At 71.5% G+C, this 15,353-nt stretch carries 15 protein-coding genes and 1 pseudogene; 8 read left to right on the forward strand and 8 right to left on the reverse strand.

Translation table 11 applies throughout. The annotated features are described in order from the left end of the window. Positions 1 to 161: 161 nt before the first annotated feature. Entirely contained in the window at positions 162 to 1,256 is a 1,095-nt protein-coding gene (locus E2651_RS31000; RefSeq protein ID WP_135334567.1) for an amidohydrolase family protein, read from the reverse strand. An 88-nt stretch (positions 1,257 to 1,344) separates the two neighbouring features. Here E2651_RS31000 and E2651_RS31005 point away from each other — a divergent pair, with 88 nt between their 5' ends. From E2651_RS31005 to thpD, 6 genes and pseudogenes are all read left to right on the forward strand, one after another. Next, positions 1,345 to 2,448, forward strand: a complete 1,104-nt coding sequence (locus E2651_RS31005) for an aminotransferase class V-fold PLP-dependent enzyme (RefSeq protein ID WP_135334568.1) — start codon at positions 1,345 to 1,347, stop codon at positions 2,446 to 2,448. 88 nt (positions 2,449 to 2,536) lie between these two features. Continuing rightward, positions 2,537 to 3,070, forward strand: a pseudogene (locus E2651_RS31010) (DinB family protein). Positions 3,071 to 3,424: 354 nt separating this feature from the next. Further along, positions 3,425 to 4,000 carry a diaminobutyrate acetyltransferase gene (gene ectA / locus E2651_RS31020; protein WP_209446290.1) on the forward strand — a complete coding sequence of 192 codons (576 nt, stop codon included), beginning with the start codon at positions 3,425 to 3,427 and terminating at the stop codon, positions 3,998 to 4,000. A gap of 82 nt (positions 4,001 to 4,082) precedes the next feature. Then, complete coding sequence (gene ectB, locus E2651_RS31025; RefSeq protein ID WP_135334570.1) at positions 4,083 to 5,354, forward strand: diaminobutyrate--2-oxoglutarate transaminase; 1,272 nt, start codon at positions 4,083 to 4,085, stop codon at positions 5,352 to 5,354. A 74-nt stretch (positions 5,355 to 5,428) separates the two neighbouring features. Then, complete coding sequence (locus E2651_RS31030; protein WP_135334571.1) at positions 5,429 to 5,848, forward strand: ectoine synthase; 420 nt, start codon at positions 5,429 to 5,431, stop codon at positions 5,846 to 5,848. A 110-nt stretch (positions 5,849 to 5,958) separates the two neighbouring features. Beyond that, positions 5,959 to 6,858 (forward strand): ectoine hydroxylase, encoded by a 900-nt coding sequence (gene thpD / locus E2651_RS31035; RefSeq protein ID WP_135334572.1) that lies wholly within the window; start codon positions 5,959 to 5,961, stop codon positions 6,856 to 6,858. Positions 6,859 to 6,942: 84 nt separating this feature from the next. Here the strand turns inward: thpD and E2651_RS31040 are convergent, their stop codons facing one another. After that, a complete protein-coding gene (locus E2651_RS31040; protein ID WP_135334573.1) occupies positions 6,943 to 8,010 on the reverse strand; it encodes an alkene reductase in 1,068 nt (355 codons plus the stop codon). A 139-nt stretch (positions 8,011 to 8,149) separates the two neighbouring features. On the opposite strand from E2651_RS31040, the gene E2651_RS31045 reads away from it, so the two are divergent. Then, positions 8,150 to 8,683, forward strand: a complete 534-nt coding sequence (locus E2651_RS31045) for a MarR family winged helix-turn-helix transcriptional regulator (protein WP_135334574.1) — start codon at positions 8,150 to 8,152, stop codon at positions 8,681 to 8,683. Positions 8,684 to 8,696: 13 nt separating this feature from the next. Here E2651_RS31045 and E2651_RS31050 read toward each other — a convergent pair whose 3' ends face one another. The 6 genes from E2651_RS31050 to E2651_RS31075 all read right to left on the reverse strand — a co-directional run bounded on the left by E2651_RS31050 (position 8,697) and on the right by E2651_RS31075 (position 13,778). Beyond that, entirely contained in the window at positions 8,697 to 9,713 is a 1,017-nt protein-coding gene (locus E2651_RS31050; protein ID WP_135334575.1) for a maleylpyruvate isomerase family mycothiol-dependent enzyme, read from the reverse strand. Further along, entirely contained in the window at positions 9,713 to 10,315 is a 603-nt protein-coding gene (locus tag E2651_RS31055; protein ID WP_245239349.1) for a sigma-70 family RNA polymerase sigma factor, read from the reverse strand. Before E2651_RS31055 ends, E2651_RS31050 begins: the two co-directional genes overlap by 1 nt. Before the next feature lie 76 nt (positions 10,316 to 10,391). Beyond that, a complete protein-coding gene (locus E2651_RS31060) occupies positions 10,392 to 11,438 on the reverse strand; it encodes an aminotransferase class V-fold PLP-dependent enzyme (protein ID WP_135334577.1) in 1,047 nt (348 codons plus the stop codon). Positions 11,439 to 11,508: 70 nt separating this feature from the next. Further along, positions 11,509 to 12,219, reverse strand: a complete 711-nt coding sequence (locus tag E2651_RS31065) for a DsbA family oxidoreductase (RefSeq protein WP_135334578.1) — start codon at positions 12,217 to 12,219, stop codon at positions 11,509 to 11,511. Between the two features lie 78 nt (positions 12,220 to 12,297). Beyond that, positions 12,298 to 12,783: a GNAT family N-acetyltransferase gene (locus E2651_RS31070; protein WP_135334579.1), complete on the reverse strand. Its 486-nt coding sequence runs from the start codon at positions 12,781 to 12,783 to the stop codon at positions 12,298 to 12,300. Between the two features lie 44 nt (positions 12,784 to 12,827). Beyond that, positions 12,828 to 13,778, reverse strand: coding sequence for a helix-turn-helix domain-containing protein (locus tag E2651_RS31075; protein ID WP_135334582.1), 951 nt, complete (start codon positions 13,776 to 13,778; stop codon positions 12,828 to 12,830). A 146-nt stretch (positions 13,779 to 13,924) separates the two neighbouring features. Between E2651_RS31075 and E2651_RS31080 the strand changes: the two genes are divergently transcribed. After that, entirely contained in the window at positions 13,925 to 15,322 is a 1,398-nt protein-coding gene (locus tag E2651_RS31080; RefSeq protein WP_135334580.1) for an MFS transporter, read from the forward strand. Positions 15,323 to 15,353 lie beyond the last annotated feature (31 nt).

Genomic DNA, 15,353 nt, shown 5'->3' on the forward strand with positions numbered 1-15,353 from the left:
CCCGATTACCCGGCAGTTTCCGCGAGCATGACGAATGGCTGCGCCCGAAGGAAAAGGAACGGCTGCGCCGCCTGGAGCGCACCGCCGCACGCAAGCGGACCACCCCGTCCAGTCACCCTGCGACTGGATGGGTTTCTGCCTCATCTATGGGGCAGAGGATGTCAACCCACCACCCTCCCGTTCAGCACCACCCTCCGCGGCGCGGCCAGTACGCGTACGTCCTCCCGTGGGTCCCCCTCGTACACCACGAGGTCCGCCGGAGCGCCCTCCACCAGGCCAGGGCGGCCCAGCCACTCCCTCGCCCCCCACGTCGTCGCCGACAGCGCGTCCACCGCCGGGATGCCGGCCAGCGTCAGCTCCGCCACCTCCGCCGCCACCAGGCCGTGTGCGAGGGAGCCGCCCGCGTCCGTGCCCGCGTATACGGGGACGCCGGCGTCGTACGCCGCCCGCACCGTGTCGTAGCGGCGCTCGTACAGGCGGCGCATGTGCTGCGACCAGCGCGGGAACTTGGACTCGCCACCGTCCGCGAGCTGCGGGAACGTCGCGATGTTCACCAGCGTGGGGACGATCGCCACGCCCTTCTCCGCGAACAGCGGGATCGTGTCCTCGGTGAGGCCTGTGGCGTGCTCGATGCAGTCGATGCCCGCCTCCACCAGGTCCCGCAGGGAATCCTCGGCGAAGCAGTGGGCCGTCACCCGCGCCCCCAGGCGGTGGGCCTCGGCGATCGCCGCCTCCACCTCGGGGCGGGGCCAGCAGGCCGTGAGGTCGCCGGCATCGCGGTCGATCCAGTCGCCGACCAGCTTGACCCAGCCGTCGCCGCGGCGGGCCTCCTGGGCGACGTACGCGACGAGGTCGGCCGGCTCGATCTCGTGGGCGTAGTTGCGGATGTAGCGGCGCGTGCGCGCGATGTGCCGGCCCGCGCGGATGATCTTCGGGAGGTCCTCGCGGTCGTCGATCCAGCGGGTGTCGGACGGCGAGCCCGCGTCGCGGATCAGGAGGGCGCCGATCTCGCGGTCCGTCAGCGCCTGCTTCTCCGCCACCTCCGGTTCCACCGGGCCGTGCGCGTCCAGGCCCACGTGGCAGTGCGCGTCGACCAGGCCGGGGAGCGCCCAGCCCTCGATCGTGGTGATGTCCGCCGCCGCGTGCGCCGGGCGGTCGTACGTGATCCTGCCCCCGACGACCCACAGCTCGTCCCGGACCTCGTCCGGGCCGACGAGCACCCGCCCCTTCACGTGCAGCACCGTGTGATCGCTCATGTACAGCAGCTTAGGAGCCTGTCGGTACGCTCGGTCCGGCAGCCCGAACGAACTCGTGAGCGAAGTGAGCAGCGAAGTGAGCAGCACCGTGACGACGCATCCATTCCTTGACCTGGCCCCCTTGAGCGCCCGGCACTTCGCCTCCATCGAGGAGCGCGTCGCCGGTCTTCTCTCCACCTCGCAGGACGTCGTGATCATGCAGGGCGAGGCGCTGCTGCCCCTGGAGGGCTGCATCCGGGGTGCGGCACAGCCGGGTACGACCGCGCTGAACATCATCACCGGGCCGTACGGCCAGACCTTCGGGAACTGGCTGCGGGACTGCGGGGCGACGGTCGTCGACCTCGCCGTTCCCTTCCACACGGCCGTGACCGCGGAGCAGGTGCGGGCCGCCCTCGCCGAGCATCCCGAGATCGACTTCGTATCGCTCGTGCACGCGGAGGCCGCGACGGGCAACACCAATCCCGTCGCCGCGATCGGTGCGGTCGTGCGGGAGCACGGTGCTCTGTTCATGCTGGACGCCGTCGCCTCCGTGGCCGCCGAGCCGCTGCTTCCTGACGCGTGGGGCGTGGACCTGTGCGTGATCGGCGCGCAGAAGGCGATGGGCGGCCCGGCGGGTGTCTCGGCCGTCTCCGTGAGCGAGCGCGCCTGGACGCGGCTCGCGGCCAATCCGCGGGCGCCGCGCCGCTCGTATCTCTCCCTCCTGGACTGGAAGGAGCGCTGGATCGACGGTGGCAGGAAGGCGCTGCTGCATGCCCCGGCCCAGTTGGAGATGCTGGCGCTCGAGGCCTGTGTGGAGCGGATCGAGGCGGAGGGGCTCGACGCCCTGATGGCGCGGCATGCCACCGCTGCGGCCGCCACGCGCGCGGGTGCGCTGGCGCTGGGCGGGGGTCTGGAGCCTTATGTGTACGAGGCTCAGGACTCGGCCCCTGTCGCGACCACCCTGCGGGCGCCCTCCGGCATCGACGCGGCCGAGCTCGTCGCCAAGGCGCTCTCCGCGGACCCGGTGCTTCCGCTGGTCGCCGGTGGCGGGGCGCTCGCCAAGGAGATGATCCGGGTCAACCACTACGGGCCGGACGCGACCCGTGGCGTCGTGCACGCGTCGCTGGCCGCGCTGGGCGCCGCGATGAGCGAGGCCGGCCTCGCGGTCGACCTGGAAGCGGCCCGCCGCGCGGTGACGGAGGCCTGGCAGTAGGCAGGAGCCCGGGCAGCGGGGGCGCTGCCCTCGCTCTCAGCGAACAGCGGCCGCCGTCCGGAACCGGCGGCATGGCAGCGTGAGCGCCATGACCACCTTGCCGGACGGCCGTCCCGTCCCCGGCCCCACCGCCGACGAGCGCGCCATGCTCGCCGACTGGCTCGATTTCCACCGCGGCACGCTCGCCATGAAGTGCGTCGGCCTCGAGGACGCGCAGACGCGGATCACCTCGGTCCCGTCCTCGTCGCTGACCCTGCAGGCCGCCGACGGCGTCTTGTACGGCATCTCGCCGAGGTCGAGCGGAACCGGTTCCAGCGCGTGCCGGCCGGGCAGGACGTGCCTCAGGTGTACGAGGATCCGGCCGGGGGCTTCACCCTGGACCCGGAGCAGACATTCGCCGAGGCCCTGGCCGTGTGGCGGCGCGAGACGGCGCTGAGCAGGGAACTCTGCGAGGGGCGCGCTGGACGACATCGTGCGGCTGAGCGCGCGGGAGGCGGCCGTCGCGGGCAGCGACGGGGGCGGCCTGCGCTGGATCCTCGTACACCTCGTCGAGGAGTACGCACGGCACAACGGCCATGCCGATCTCCTCAGGGAGGGCATCGACGGAGTGACGGGACCGTAAATACTCTACGTAAATTCACGGACGCATTCTCACTCGCGCCTCACCCGCTTCTCATCGCTTCTTTATCCACTTTATCAGCGCAGCTTCCCGTATTCTTCTGCCCGCTTTCCCGGGACCTAAACACTAAGATTTCGACAGCGCCAACCGCCGTAATTCGGGCACGTCTCGACGGAGTTACGCGTCTGTGACGTACTCCACATCGAGTCCGGTATGCGCGCTTCATCCCGCTCAAAATGGGTGATAACGCCGAGGTTTCCTGCGGGCGCGCACCCCCGCGTGATAACACATGAAGCGCTCTCGCGTAACCCCTTTCCGCGATGCAATCCAAGAAATTGCTCGGTAAATTCAATACGCATGACCGCTGCACAAGCCGATCTACCGACCGACCTGCGAGCGAATTCCCTGAAAATGCCCGAGGGGTTGCGGCTCGACACCCCCGCCGTCGCCGACGGCGCCGCGATCTGGCGGATCGCCCGCGACTCGAAGGTGCTCGACCTCAACTCCTCGTACAGCTACCTGCTGTGGTGTCGTGACTTCGCGGCGACCTCCGTCGTGGCCAGAGACGCCGACGGAGAGCTCGCGGGATTCATCACCGGCTACATCCGGCCCGAGCGGCCGCGCACCCTGGTGGTCTGGCAAGTGGCCGTCGACCACGCGCACCGTGGCCGAGGCCTGGCCGGTGCGCTGCTCGACGGGCTGACCTCGAAGGTCGCCGCCGACCGCGAGCTGGTCTCGGTCGAGACGACCATCACGCCGGACAACACCGCGTCCGAGCGGCTCTTCACCTCGTACGCACAGCGGCACGGCGCCTCGGTCGAGCGCACGGTGCTCTTCGACGCGGGGCTCTTCCCCGACGGCGGCCACGAGCCGGAGGTCCTGTTCCTCATCGAGCCGATACCGCCGCTCGCGCCCGCCGCGCCACGCGGCTGACCACGGCGTCACCCGCGTCCCCACTCGCCTTCTGTCACCTCCCCCCACCTCCCACGCCTTTCCATCTCCCAGGAGATCTGCTGTGACCATCACCCAGCCCGACCTGAGCGTCTTCGAGACCCTGGAGTCGGAGGTGCGCAGCTACTGCCGCGGTTGGCCCACTGTCTTCGACCGTGCGCAGGGCAGCCGCATGTTCGACGAGGACGGCCACTCGTACCTCGACTTCTTCGCCGGGGCCGGCTCGCTCAACTACGGGCACAACAACCCCGTCCTCAAACGCGCCCTCATCGACTACCTGGAGCGCGACGGCGTCACCCACGGTCTCGACATGTCGACGACCGCCAAGCGCGCGTTCCTCGAGTCGTTCCAGAACATCATCCTGCGCCCGCGCGACCTGCCGTACAAGGTCATGTTCCCGGGCCCGACGGGCACCAACGCCGTCGAGTCCGCGCTGAAGCTGGCCCGCAAGGTCAAGGGCCGCGAGTCGATCGTGTCGTTCACCAACGCCTTCCACGGGATGTCGCTCGGCTCGCTCGCCGTGACCGGCAACGCGTTCAAGCGGGCCGGTGCCGGCATCCCGCTGGTGCACGGAACGCCGATGCCGTTCGACAACTACCTCGACGGCCAGACCCCCGACTTCATCTGGTTCGAGCGGCTCCTCGAGGACCAGGGTTCCGGCCTCAACCAGCCCGCCGCCGTGATCGTCGAGACGGTGCAGGGCGAGGGCGGCATCAACGTCGCCCGCGCCGAGTGGCTGCGCAAGCTCGCCGACGTCTGCGAGCGCTGGGACATGCTCCTGATCGTCGACGACATCCAGATGGGCTGCGGCCGCACCGGCGCGTTCTTCTCCTTCGAGGAGGCGGGCATCGTGCCGGACATCGTGACGGTGTCCAAGTCCATCAGCGGCTACGGCATGCCGATGGCGCTCACGCTGTTCAAGCCCGAGCTGGACATCTGGGAGCCGGGCGAGCACAACGGCACCTTCCGCGGCAACAACCCGGCGTTCGTCACGGCCGCCGCCACCCTCGAGACGTACTGGACCGACGGCTCGGCCATGGAGAAGCAGACCCGCGCCAAGGGCGAGCAGATCGAGGAGGCGTTCGCCGCCATCGTCGACGAGAACCCCGGCGCGATCAAGGAGTACCGCGGCCGCGGCCTGGTCTGGGGCATGGAGTTCCTCGACAAGGAGCGCGCGGGCGCGATCGCCAAGCGGGCCTTCGAACTCGGCCTGCTCATCGAGACGTCGGGCCCCGAGGGCGAGGTCGTCAAGCTCCTGCCGGCGCTGACGATCACCGCCGACGAGCTGGACGAGGGGCTTCGCACGCTCGCCCGCGCGGTGCGCGAGACCGCCTGAGCGGTGCGCCGGGCCGCCTCGCCGGCCCGGCCGCCCGCGCCTTCACCCCCGCAGAGAAAAGGAACCAACTCACCGTGATCGTCCGTTCGTTCAAGGACATTGAAGGCACCGACCGGCACGTCAAGGCCAAGTCGGGCACGTGGGAGAGCAAGCGCATCGTCCTCGCCAAGGAGCGGGTCGGCTTCTCCCTCCACGAGACCATCCTGTACGCGGGTACGGAGACGTCGATGTGGTACGCCAACCACATCGAGGCCGTCGTGTGCACGAAGGGCGAGGCCGAGCTGACCGACGACACGACCGGCGAGAAGTACACGATCACGCCGGGGACCATGTACCTGCTGGACGGGAACGAGAAGCACACCATGCGGATCAAGGAAGACTTCCACTGCCTGTGTGTCTTCAACCCGCCCGTCACGGGCCGTGAGGACCACGACGAGAACGGCGTGTACCCGCTGCTCACCGAGCCGGAGCCGGAGTCGGCGCCGCAGGGCTGAAGCCGCAGGGCTGAGCACGCCCCCTGAACTCCCCCGCCGCCCTCCTTCCTCTGGGCGGCGGGGGTGTACATCCCGGAAAGGGCCGTACGAGAGGAGAGGCAGGCAACACCATGACCACCGCACCCGAACGCACCGCCGATCTGTACCCGACCCGAGGCACCGAAGAGGTCCTCATCGAGCGCAAGGACCCTGTCGTGTGGTCCGAGCCGGGTGCACCGGGGCCCATCGCGGCCGACGATCTGGCGGGGTTCGAACGGGACGGTTTCCTGGCGATCGACCAGCTCATCACCCCCGAAGAGGTGAGCGTCTACCACGCCGAGCTGGAACGGTTGATCGGTGATCCCGCGATGCGGGAGAACGAGCGCTCCATCGTGGAGCCCCGTTCCCAGGAGATCCGGTCCATCTTCGAGGTGCACAAGATCAGCGAGCTGTTCGCGAAGCTCGCCGCCGATCCGCGGGTGGTGGGACGGGCCCGGCAGATCCTGGGTTCCGACGTCTACGTCCACCAGTCCCGGATCAATGTGAAGCCGGGCTTCGGAGCGTCCGGTTTCTACTGGCACTCGGACTTCGAGACCTGGCACGCGGAGGACGGCCTCGCGAACATGCGGACCGTCTCGGTCTCGATCGCGCTCACCAAGAATCACGACACCAACGGCGGCCTCATGATCATGCCGGGGTCGCACAGGACGTTCCTCGGCTGCGCGGGCGCCACGCCGAAGGACAACTACAAGCGGTCCCTGCAGATGCAGGACGCGGGCATTCCCTCGGACGGGACGCTGACCAGCCTCGCCTCGGACTACGGCATCCGCCTCTTCACCGGTGAGGCGGGCTCCGCGACCTGGTTCGACTGCAATGCCATGCACGGTTCGGGGGACAACATCACGCCGTTCCCGCGCAGCAACGTCTTCATCGTGTTCAACAGTGTGGAGAACACCGCGGTGGAGCCGTTCGCGGCGCCGATCCGGCGGCCCGAGTACATCGGGGCCCGGGACTTCACGCCGGTGAAGTAACCCGCCATACAAGTGAGTTGAGGCGGCCCGGCACCTGCAGGTGCCGGGCCGCCTCGCGTCGTCGTACGTCGTCGTACGTACCGGTTACAGCGCCGGGTAGTCCGTGTAGCCCTTCTCCGTGCCGCCGTAGAACGTGGCCGGGTCAGGGGTGTTGTACGGGCCTTCGGCCTTGAGGCGGGCCGGCAGGTCGGGGTTGGCCAGGAACAGCGCGCCGTAGGCGACGACGTCCGCGGTGCCGTCCTCGACGAGGGCCAGCGCGTCGGGTCCCGTGGGGCCCTCGGTCGAGGGGTTCAGGACGAAGGTGCCGCCGAAGCCGCCGCGCAGGGCGGTCACCAGGTCGCGGATCGGGCCCACCTCCATGACGTGCAGATACGCCAGGTTCAGCGCGTCCAGCTCCTTCACCAGGGAGGTGTACGTCGCCTCAAGATCGTCCTGCGGCTCGGAGATGTCGTTGAAGGGGTTGCCGGGCGAGAGGCGGATGCCGGTGCGCGCGGCGCCGATCTCCGCGGCGACCGCCTTGGCCGTCTCGACCGCGAAGCGGATGCGGTTCTCCGGGGTGCCGCCCCACTCATCGGTGCGCTGGTTGGAGCCCGGCGCCAGGAACTGGTGGATCAAGTAGCCGTTGGCGCCGTGCAGTTCGACTCCGTCGAAGCCGGCGTCGATCGCGTTGCGGGCCGCGGCCACGAAGTCGGCGATCGTGGCGCGGACCTCCTCGCCGGTCAGCTCGCGCGGGGTGACGTAGTCCTTGGGACCCTCGGCCGTGTAGACCTGACCCTTGGCGGGGATCGCCGAGGGGGCGACGTTCACGAGGCCGTCGGGGAGCAGTACGGGGTGGCCGATGCGGCCCGCGTGCATGATCTGGGCGAAGATCTTGCCGCCCGCCTCGTGCACGGCGGCGGTCACCTTGCGCCAGGACGCGACCTGCTCGGCGGAGTGCAGGCCCGGGGTGTCCGGGTAGCCCTGGCCGATCGCGGACGGCTGGATGCCCTCGGTGATGATCAGGCCCGCCGAGGCGCGCTGCGCGTAATACTCGGCGGTGAGCTCGGTCGCGATGGCGCCGTCGCCCGCGCGGCTGCGGGTCATCGGGGCCATGGCAATGCGGTTGCTGAGCGGGGTGCCGGACAGGTCGATGGAGTCGAACGCGGTGGTCATCAGGTGCCCCCAGGCAGTGACATCAGGTTTATGTGGTCGGCCAAGCAATTCCAACCGGGAGTCACCCTAACCTATTCCTTGGCCGACCAAGTTAATATTGGGGGAGACTGTTCCGACCATCGAGCGCCCTGGAGTTCCGATGACCGCCGAGGCCGATCCCGCCTGTACCGACGCCGACCTCCTGCCCACCGCCGCGCGCCGTGGGCCCGTGAGCCACACCGTGAGCCGGGTGGCCCGGCTGCACCGGATCGCCGCGGGCAAGGCGCTGAAGGGCGTGGGGCTCTACCCCGGCCAGGAGTTCGTGATGATGTACCTGTGGGACGCGGGGGCCGTGCGGCAGTCGGAGCTCATCAAGGCCGTGGAGCTTGATCCGTCCACGGTCACCAAGATGCTGCAGCGCCTGGAGCAGGCGGGGCATGTCCGGCGGCGCCCGGACCCCGACGACCGGCGGGCGGTACTGGTCGAGGCCACGGACGCGAGCTGCGGGCTGCTGCGTGAGGTGGAGCTCGCCTGGGGCGACCTGGAGGAGCACACGCTCGCGGGCCTCGACGCGAAGGACCGCACGGAACTGGCACGCCTCCTGGGCCGGGTGGAGGCAAACCTCTGCACGGAGACGGCGGACTGCCCGGAGGAGGCCCGCAGGGCCGCGGCGGCGGTGACGGGCGGGGCGTAGCCACCCACCCGGCTCACAGCCAGGACAGGGCAGACGCCCGGGTCAACAGTCGAGCCGCGGCCGCCTCGTCTCCCGCGACCCCGCGAGGGATCTGCGCCGGGTCGCTGCGGCCTCCGATGAGGAGGCAGAAGTCCACCGGGTCCAGGACCAGCTCCGCGGTCACGGGGTCGGCCTGGCTGCCCAGGATCCATTCCACCTCGCGGCCGTCCCCCGACACCGTCAGGGCGACCGGCTCCGCACGGGCCCCGACGGCCCGGTCGAGGATGCGTACGGCCAGGCGCACCAGCTGCCAGAGGTGATCGGGGAGCGGCGGCGGGACCGGCGTGTCCAGGGCCCTGCCGATGTCGTCCGTGTGCACCCACGTCTCGAAGGCCCGCACCCGGAAGTGGTCCGCGAGCGGAAGGCGTACGCCCATCAGCGTGGCGGCCCGCCCGGCCAGTTCCCGGTCGTGCGCCGCCGGGGACGCGAGCAGCGCCGCGGACTGTGCCCGCCAGGCGGCGACCGTCTCGGCGGGCGCCCGCAGCCGCTCGCGGGAGAGGGCGTCGGCCGTGCGCGCGGCCCACACCGCACGCCAGGGAGTCCCGTCCACGGCGGGTACCGCGGACGCGCCCGTCCCCAGGCCGAGACGCAGGGCGAGCGACTCGTCCGCGGCGATCAGGTGGGCGACGGTGTCGTGCACGTCCCAGTCGTGCACCACGGGAGTCTCCCAGGGGCCGTGCTCGTCCAACTCCCCCAGGAGCGCCTGGAGTCCGGCCACGGCGGCGGCGTACGGCGCGGCGTGGGCCGTGGTCCGCGGCGCCGCCGTACGGGCGCCGAGCGCGCCGGCGAGGGCGCGCCGGGAGGGTGCGGGCCCGGCGGGCAGGGGCGGCCCGTCCAGGTCCCGCACGGCCGCCCGCAGCCGCGCCGCCTCCGCGGCGCACGGCTCGCAGTCGGCCAGGTGCGGTGCGACGGCCCGCTCGTCGCCCGGCATGAGCGCGCCGAGGGCCCACGCGCCGAGGAGTTCACGTACGGCTTCGTGATCCGTGGTCATCACGCGCCTCTTTCGCCTGGAGCTTCGGCAAGTGCCGGGTCGGGTGGGTCCGTCAGGGCTTCGGCCAGGGTGCGCAGGGCCGTGCGTAATCGGGTCTTCGCGGTGCCCTCGGGGATGCCGAGCTCCACCGCCGCCTGGCGGTAGGTGCGGCCCGCGAAGTAAGCGAGGTACACCACCTGCCGCTGCGGGAGCGGAAGGCGGGCCAGCGCGGAGTGCAGGAGCAGGGAGCGTTCTCGTGCCATGACCACGTCTTCCGGGGGCGGGTCCTGCGTCGGGATCGTGTGCAGCGTCGCGTCGTCGGCGTGCGCCGCCTTGCGGTGGCGCTCCTCGCCGCGCACCCAGTCCACCGCACGCCGGTGGGCCAGCATGGACAGCCAGGTGCGCAGACTGCCGCGCCGGGCGTCGAACGCGTAGGGCCTCGACCACAGGTGGGCGAAGACCTCCTGGGCCACGTCCTCCGCCCCGGCGGGGCTGCGCGTGACGCGGCCCGCGATCCGGTGGACGAGGGCGCCGTACGCGTCGTACGCCTCGGCCAGCGCCGTCTCGTCGCCGTACACAAGACGTTGATGCAGATCGGTGTCCCTGAAGGGCTGTTCCGCCACTGCCACTGTCCACCACCGCCTCGTGCGGCCACCCCGTCCTGCCTTCCTAGCGTGCCGCCGCCCCGCGCGCCAGTGTTCAGCCGGACAGCACCTCAAGGAGCCGGTCCACGTCCGCCTCCGTGTTGTACAGGTGGAACGAGGCTCGCAGCAGCCCCGCCCGCGCGGAGGTGATGATCCCGGCGCGGCTCAACTCGGGCTCCCTGTCGGCGAGTCCGGGCACCGACACGATGGGCGATGTGCCCGGCACCGGTTCATGGCCCAGTTCCACGAGTCCGGCGCGGTAGCGGGCCGCCAGCGCCGTGTCGTGCGTGCACACCGCGTCGATGCCGGTCTCCTCCAGGTACGCGAGGGACTCGGCCGCGCCGTGATAGGCGAGGAAGGCGGGCGGCTCGTCGAAGCGGCGTGCGTCCGGGGCCAGTTCGGTGAGCGGGCCGTACGTCGAGTTCCAGATGTCGGCCGCGGCGAGCCAGCCGCCGTGCAGCGGGACGAGGGACTCCTGGGCGTCCTCGCGCACCGTCAGGAACGACGTGCCGCGCGGGCACAGCAGCCACTTGAAGGCGCCGGTCACGGTGTAGTCGTACAGACCCGCGTCGAAGGGCAGCCAGCCGGCCGCCTGCGTGGCGTCGTTGAAGGTGCGCGCGCCGTGGGCGGCGGCAGCGGCGCGCACCGCGGCGTCGTCGGCGATCCGGCCGTCGGCCGACTGCACGGCGGACCACACGACGAGGTCCGTCGCGGGGCCGACCGCATCGGCGAGGCCCTCCAGGGGCGCGTACCGCACCTTGAGGTCGCCGCGCACCACGAAGGGGTTGATGATCGAGCTGAAGTCGCCCTCGGGGAACAGGACTTCGGCCCCGGGCCGCAGCGAGGCGGCGATCAGACCCGTGTGCACGGCGACCGAGCCGCCGCACGCCACGCGCCCGTGGTCCACCGCGACGAGCCGCGCGAAGGACCGGCGTGCGGCGTCCACGACCTCGAAGCTGCCCGATCCGCCGCGGCTGCCCGCGCCGTTCTCGGCCGCGAGGGCGTGGATGGCCGCCACAGCACGGCCGGGCAGCAGCCCGCAGCTCGCGGTGTTCAGATACGTCGACGTGGGCGCGAAGTCGGCACCGTTGATGATCCCCATGGGGTCAACTCTCGGGCCTGTCCGCGCCCACGTCCATTGATGATGTGTACGGGGAACCTGTCAGGGCTGCTTACACATCAGCCGGAACCGCGCAGCCGTCGGGGCCGCAGGCGTCGCCGTCCGCGAGGGTGGTCAGCGGCGAGCGGCTGCCCCACGCCTGCTCCAGGGCCTGCGTGAAGACGTCGGCGGGCTGGGCGCCGGAGACGCCGTACTTGCGGTCGAGGACGAAGAACGGCACGCCGTTCGCGCCCAGTTCCGCGGCCTCGCGCTCGTCGGCGCGCACGTCGTCGGCGTACCGGTCGGGGTCGGCGAGGACCGCGCGGGCGTCCGCCGCGTCCAGACCCGCCGCGACGGCGATCTCCACGAGCCGCTCGTCGTCGTCGAAGACGGACCGCTCATCGGCGAAGTTGGCCCGGTACAGGAGCCCGATCAGCTCGTCCTGCCTGCCCTGCTCCTCGGCGAAGTGCAGCAGCCGGTGCATGTCGAAGGTGTTGCCGTGGTCGCGGCCCTCGGTGAGGTAGTCGAGGCCCTCGGACGCGGCGTTCACCCCGAGGTTCCGCTCGGCCTCCCGGGCCTGCTCCTCGCTCATGCCGTACTTCTTGGCGAGCATCGGGATCACCGGGCCGCTTTCGCCCTTGCTGCGGGTGGGGTCGAGCTCGAAGGAGCGGTGCACCACCTCGACGTCGTCACGGTGCGGGAAGGCGGCGAGCGCCTTCTCGAAGCGGGCCTTGCCCACGTAGCACCAGGGGCAGGCGATGTCGCTCCAGATCTCGACGCGCATGTGTGCAGCTCTTTCCAGGTCGTACGGGTGGTGCGGAGGGTCCCTCCGGTCAGTTGAACAACGTACGACCGTCGTCTCTCATTCCCCGGCCGCGTCCGACACGGTCAGGCGCATCCGCAGATGGGTGCCGCCGCCGTCCGCGCGCTCGGCGGGCCGCCAGCCGTGGCGGGCGTAGAAGGCCTGGGCGCGGCGGTTCTCGCGGTGGACGTCCAGGCCTGCCTCGCGGATGCCGTCGACACGCCACTGGTCCACGCACGCGGCGTGCAGCGCGGCGCCGACGCCCGCGCGCCAGTGGCCGGGGTCGACGTGGAACTGGAAGAGCGTCACCGTGTCCGCCGCCTCGCCCTCGGGCGTACGGAAGGACGCGAGGCCCACGACGCGCCCGTCGCGGACCGCGCACAGCACATGCCCGTCGCGGCGCTCGACGGCGCCCCGCCACATCGCGGGGCCGTCGACGCCCGCGTCCGGAAGACCTTCGGGGTAGTACGTGGCGCGGGCGCGGGCGTGCAGGGCCGCGAGCACGGGGGCGTCGGCGGGCAGTGCGGTGCGGATGACGGTCGGCATCACTGGCTGCTTCGGTGTGGGGGGTGCGGGGAACGCGGAGTGGATCACGCTGCGATAGACGTGCGCCGCGCTTTCTGAGTTCCGTGGCGCGTCCCGAGGCGGCTGAACTGGGCGCGGTAGGCGCTCGGCGTGAGGCCCGTGCGGCGCACCAGATGGCCGCGCAGCGAGTCGGCCGTGCCAAGGCCGCACGCCTGGGCCACCCGGTCCATCGGGAACGACGTGGTCTCCAGGAGCTCCTTGGCCCGCTCGATGCGCTGGTGAAGCAGCCACTGCAGCGGGCTGACCCCGCTCTCGGCGTGGAAGCGCCGGGTGAGGGTGCGCACGCTGACGCCGGCGTGCCGGGCCAGGTCGGTGAGGGTGAGCGGCTCGTCGAGGCGCCGCATCGCCCAGCCGCGGGTGTCGGCGCAGGCGTTGCCGCGCTCGGGCGGCAGCGGGGTCTGGGTGAACTGGGTCTGGCCGCCCGGCCGCACGGGGGCGACGAGCGCGGCCCTGGCCACCTCGTTCGCCACCGCCGCTCCGTAGTCGGTGCGGATGATGTGCAGGCACAGGTCGATCCCGGCGGCGTACCCGGAGGACGTCATCACCTGGCCGTCCTCCACGTAGAGGACGTCTCCCTTGAGGTCGAGCGCCGGGTAGCGGCTGCGCAGCTCCTCGGCCAGCTGCCAGTACGTGGTGGCGCTGCGCCCGTCGAGCAGGCCCGCCTCGGCGAGCACGAAGGCGCCGCTGCAGATGGAGGCGATGCGGGTGCCCTCGGCGGCGGCCTCGCGGACGGCGGCGACGGTCAGCGGGTCGGGTTCGTAGCGGTGGCCGGTGCCCGCGACGAGGAGCGTGTCGGCGTCGCGTACGGCGTCGAGCCCGTGCTCCACGTGCAGGGTGAGGCCGCCGGTGGTGGCGATGGCGCCGGGGCGCGGGGTGCAGACGACCACCTCGTAGCCGGGACCACCCGTCACCTCGACCTTGGTGAGGAGCATCTCCGGGATCGCGAGATTGAACATCGACACAGGTGAGGGGGCGATGACGACGACGCGGTGGGCGCGGTGGGCACGGTGGTCACCCTGGGAGCGGGGCATGGCCAGAACCTCCGGATGTATGGCATTCAGGCCACTACTGTAGCCGCGCCGCGGTCCGCAGACTCAGGGGCATGGCAACGAACTCCCTCACCGAAACCCCCGGTCACACGGGCGACTTGACGGAACCGCACCCCCGGTCCGCGCCCCCCGGCAAGGGCCGGACGTCACCCGTCCTCACCCTGGTCGCCGCCATGCTGGGCTCCGCCCTGATCACGCTCGACGCCTCCGTGGTGAACGTGGCGCTGCCCGCGATCGGCGACGCGCTCGGCGGCGGCATGTCCGGGCTCCAGTGGGTCGTGGACGCGTACACCCTCGCCTTCGCCGCGCTGATGCTGTCCACCGGCGCGCTCTCCGACCGGATCGGCGCGACCCGGGCGTACGCGATCGGCATCACGGTGTTCACGGCGGCTTCGGTGGCCTGCGGCCTCGCGCCGTCGCTGCCCGTGCTGATCGGCGCGCGGGTGGTGCAGGGGATGGCGGCCGCGGTGGTCCTGCCCGCCTCGCTCTCGCTGGTCCGTCAGGCGTACGCGGACGCGGCCGGGCGGGCGCGTGCGGTGGCGATGTGGGCGGCGGGCGGTTCGGTGGCGGTGGCGCTCGGCCCGGTCGCGGGCGGCGCGCTGACCACGGCGTGGGACTGGAGCGGCATCTTCTTCATCAACCTCCCCCTGGGCGCGGTGGCGCTGCTGCTCCTGCTGCGGGCGCCGCGCTCGCAGCGGCGTCCCGCGCCGCTGGACCTGCCGGGGCAGGCGCTGGCGGTGGTGACCCTGACGGCGCTGACCTTCGCGGTGATCGAGGGCGGTACGACGGGTCTGATCGCCCTGGTCGTGGCGGTGGCGGGCGCCGCGCTCTTCCTGCGGACGGAGGCACGGCAGCCGCATCCGGTGGTGCCGCTCGCCCTCTTCCGCAACCGGACGGTCGCGATCACCGTCGCGGCGGGGGCGGCCTGCAGCATCGCCTTCTACGGTCTCGTCTTTGTCTTCAGCCTCTTCTTCCAGCAGGTGCAGGGGCGTTCGGCGCTGTGGGCGGGCCTGATGTTCCTGCCGATGACGGGGCTCATCGCGGTGACGAACGTCGTGGCGGGCAAGCTGGCGGCGCGGATGGGGCCGCGGGTCCCGATGCTGGCGGGGCAGTCCCTGGCCGTCGTCGGCCTGCTGTTGCTGCTCTTCGCCGGCGCGTCGACGCCTTCGGTCGGGGTCGCGTTCCTCATGGTCCCGCTGGCGCTGGGCTGCGCGCTGACGATTCCGCCGCTCACGTCCGCGATGATGGAGGCGGTGCCCGCGGATCGGGCAGGCCTTGCGGCGGGCGTCCTCAACTCGGCCCGGCAGGTGGCCGGGGGCCTCGGGATCGCGGCCTTCGGCGGCTTGGTGGCCGGGGACTTCGTCTCCGGGATGCGGGTGAGTCTGCTGATTTCGGCGGGGCTGATGGCGGTTGCGGGGCTGGCGACGCTGGGGTTGCGGCGCGATCGTTGACCTTTCCCCACCCCCACCCCCGCCCCCACCC

The organism is Streptomyces sp. MZ04 (genome assembly GCF_004684775.1).
Taxonomy (GTDB): Bacteria; Actinomycetota; Actinomycetes; order Streptomycetales; family Streptomycetaceae; genus Streptomyces.

What these genes read in the sequence shown, in the direction of transcription:
- E2651_RS31050 (WP_135334575.1), bottom strand. Translation starts at nt 9,713, where the DNA reads ATGACCACGGATCACGAAGCCGTACGTGAACTCCTCGGCGCGTGGGCC.
- E2651_RS31080 (WP_135334580.1), top strand. Translation starts at nt 13,925, where the DNA reads ATGGCAACGAACTCCCTCACCGAAACCCCCGGTCACACGGGCGACTTG.
- E2651_RS31070 (WP_135334579.1), bottom strand. Translation starts at nt 12,783, where the DNA reads ATGCCGACCGTCATCCGCACCGCACTGCCCGCCGACGCCCCCGTGCTC.
- E2651_RS31060 (WP_135334577.1), bottom strand. Translation starts at nt 11,438, where the DNA reads ATGGGGATCATCAACGGTGCCGACTTCGCGCCCACGTCGACGTATCTG.
- ectA (WP_209446290.1), top strand. Translation starts at nt 3,425, where the DNA reads ATGACCGCTGCACAAGCCGATCTACCGACCGACCTGCGAGCGAATTCC.
- E2651_RS31075 (WP_135334582.1), bottom strand. Translation starts at nt 13,778, where the DNA reads ATGTTCAATCTCGCGATCCCGGAGATGCTCCTCACCAAGGTCGAGGTG.
- E2651_RS31040 (WP_135334573.1), bottom strand. Translation starts at nt 8,010, where the DNA reads ATGACCACCGCGTTCGACTCCATCGACCTGTCCGGCACCCCGCTCAGC.
- E2651_RS31000 (WP_135334567.1), bottom strand. Translation starts at nt 1,256, where the DNA reads ATGAGCGATCACACGGTGCTGCACGTGAAGGGGCGGGTGCTCGTCGGC.
- thpD (WP_135334572.1), top strand. Translation starts at nt 5,959, where the DNA reads ATGACCACCGCACCCGAACGCACCGCCGATCTGTACCCGACCCGAGGC.
- E2651_RS31045 (WP_135334574.1), top strand. Translation starts at nt 8,150, where the DNA reads ATGACCGCCGAGGCCGATCCCGCCTGTACCGACGCCGACCTCCTGCCC.
- E2651_RS31065 (WP_135334578.1), bottom strand. Translation starts at nt 12,219, where the DNA reads ATGCGCGTCGAGATCTGGAGCGACATCGCCTGCCCCTGGTGCTACGTG.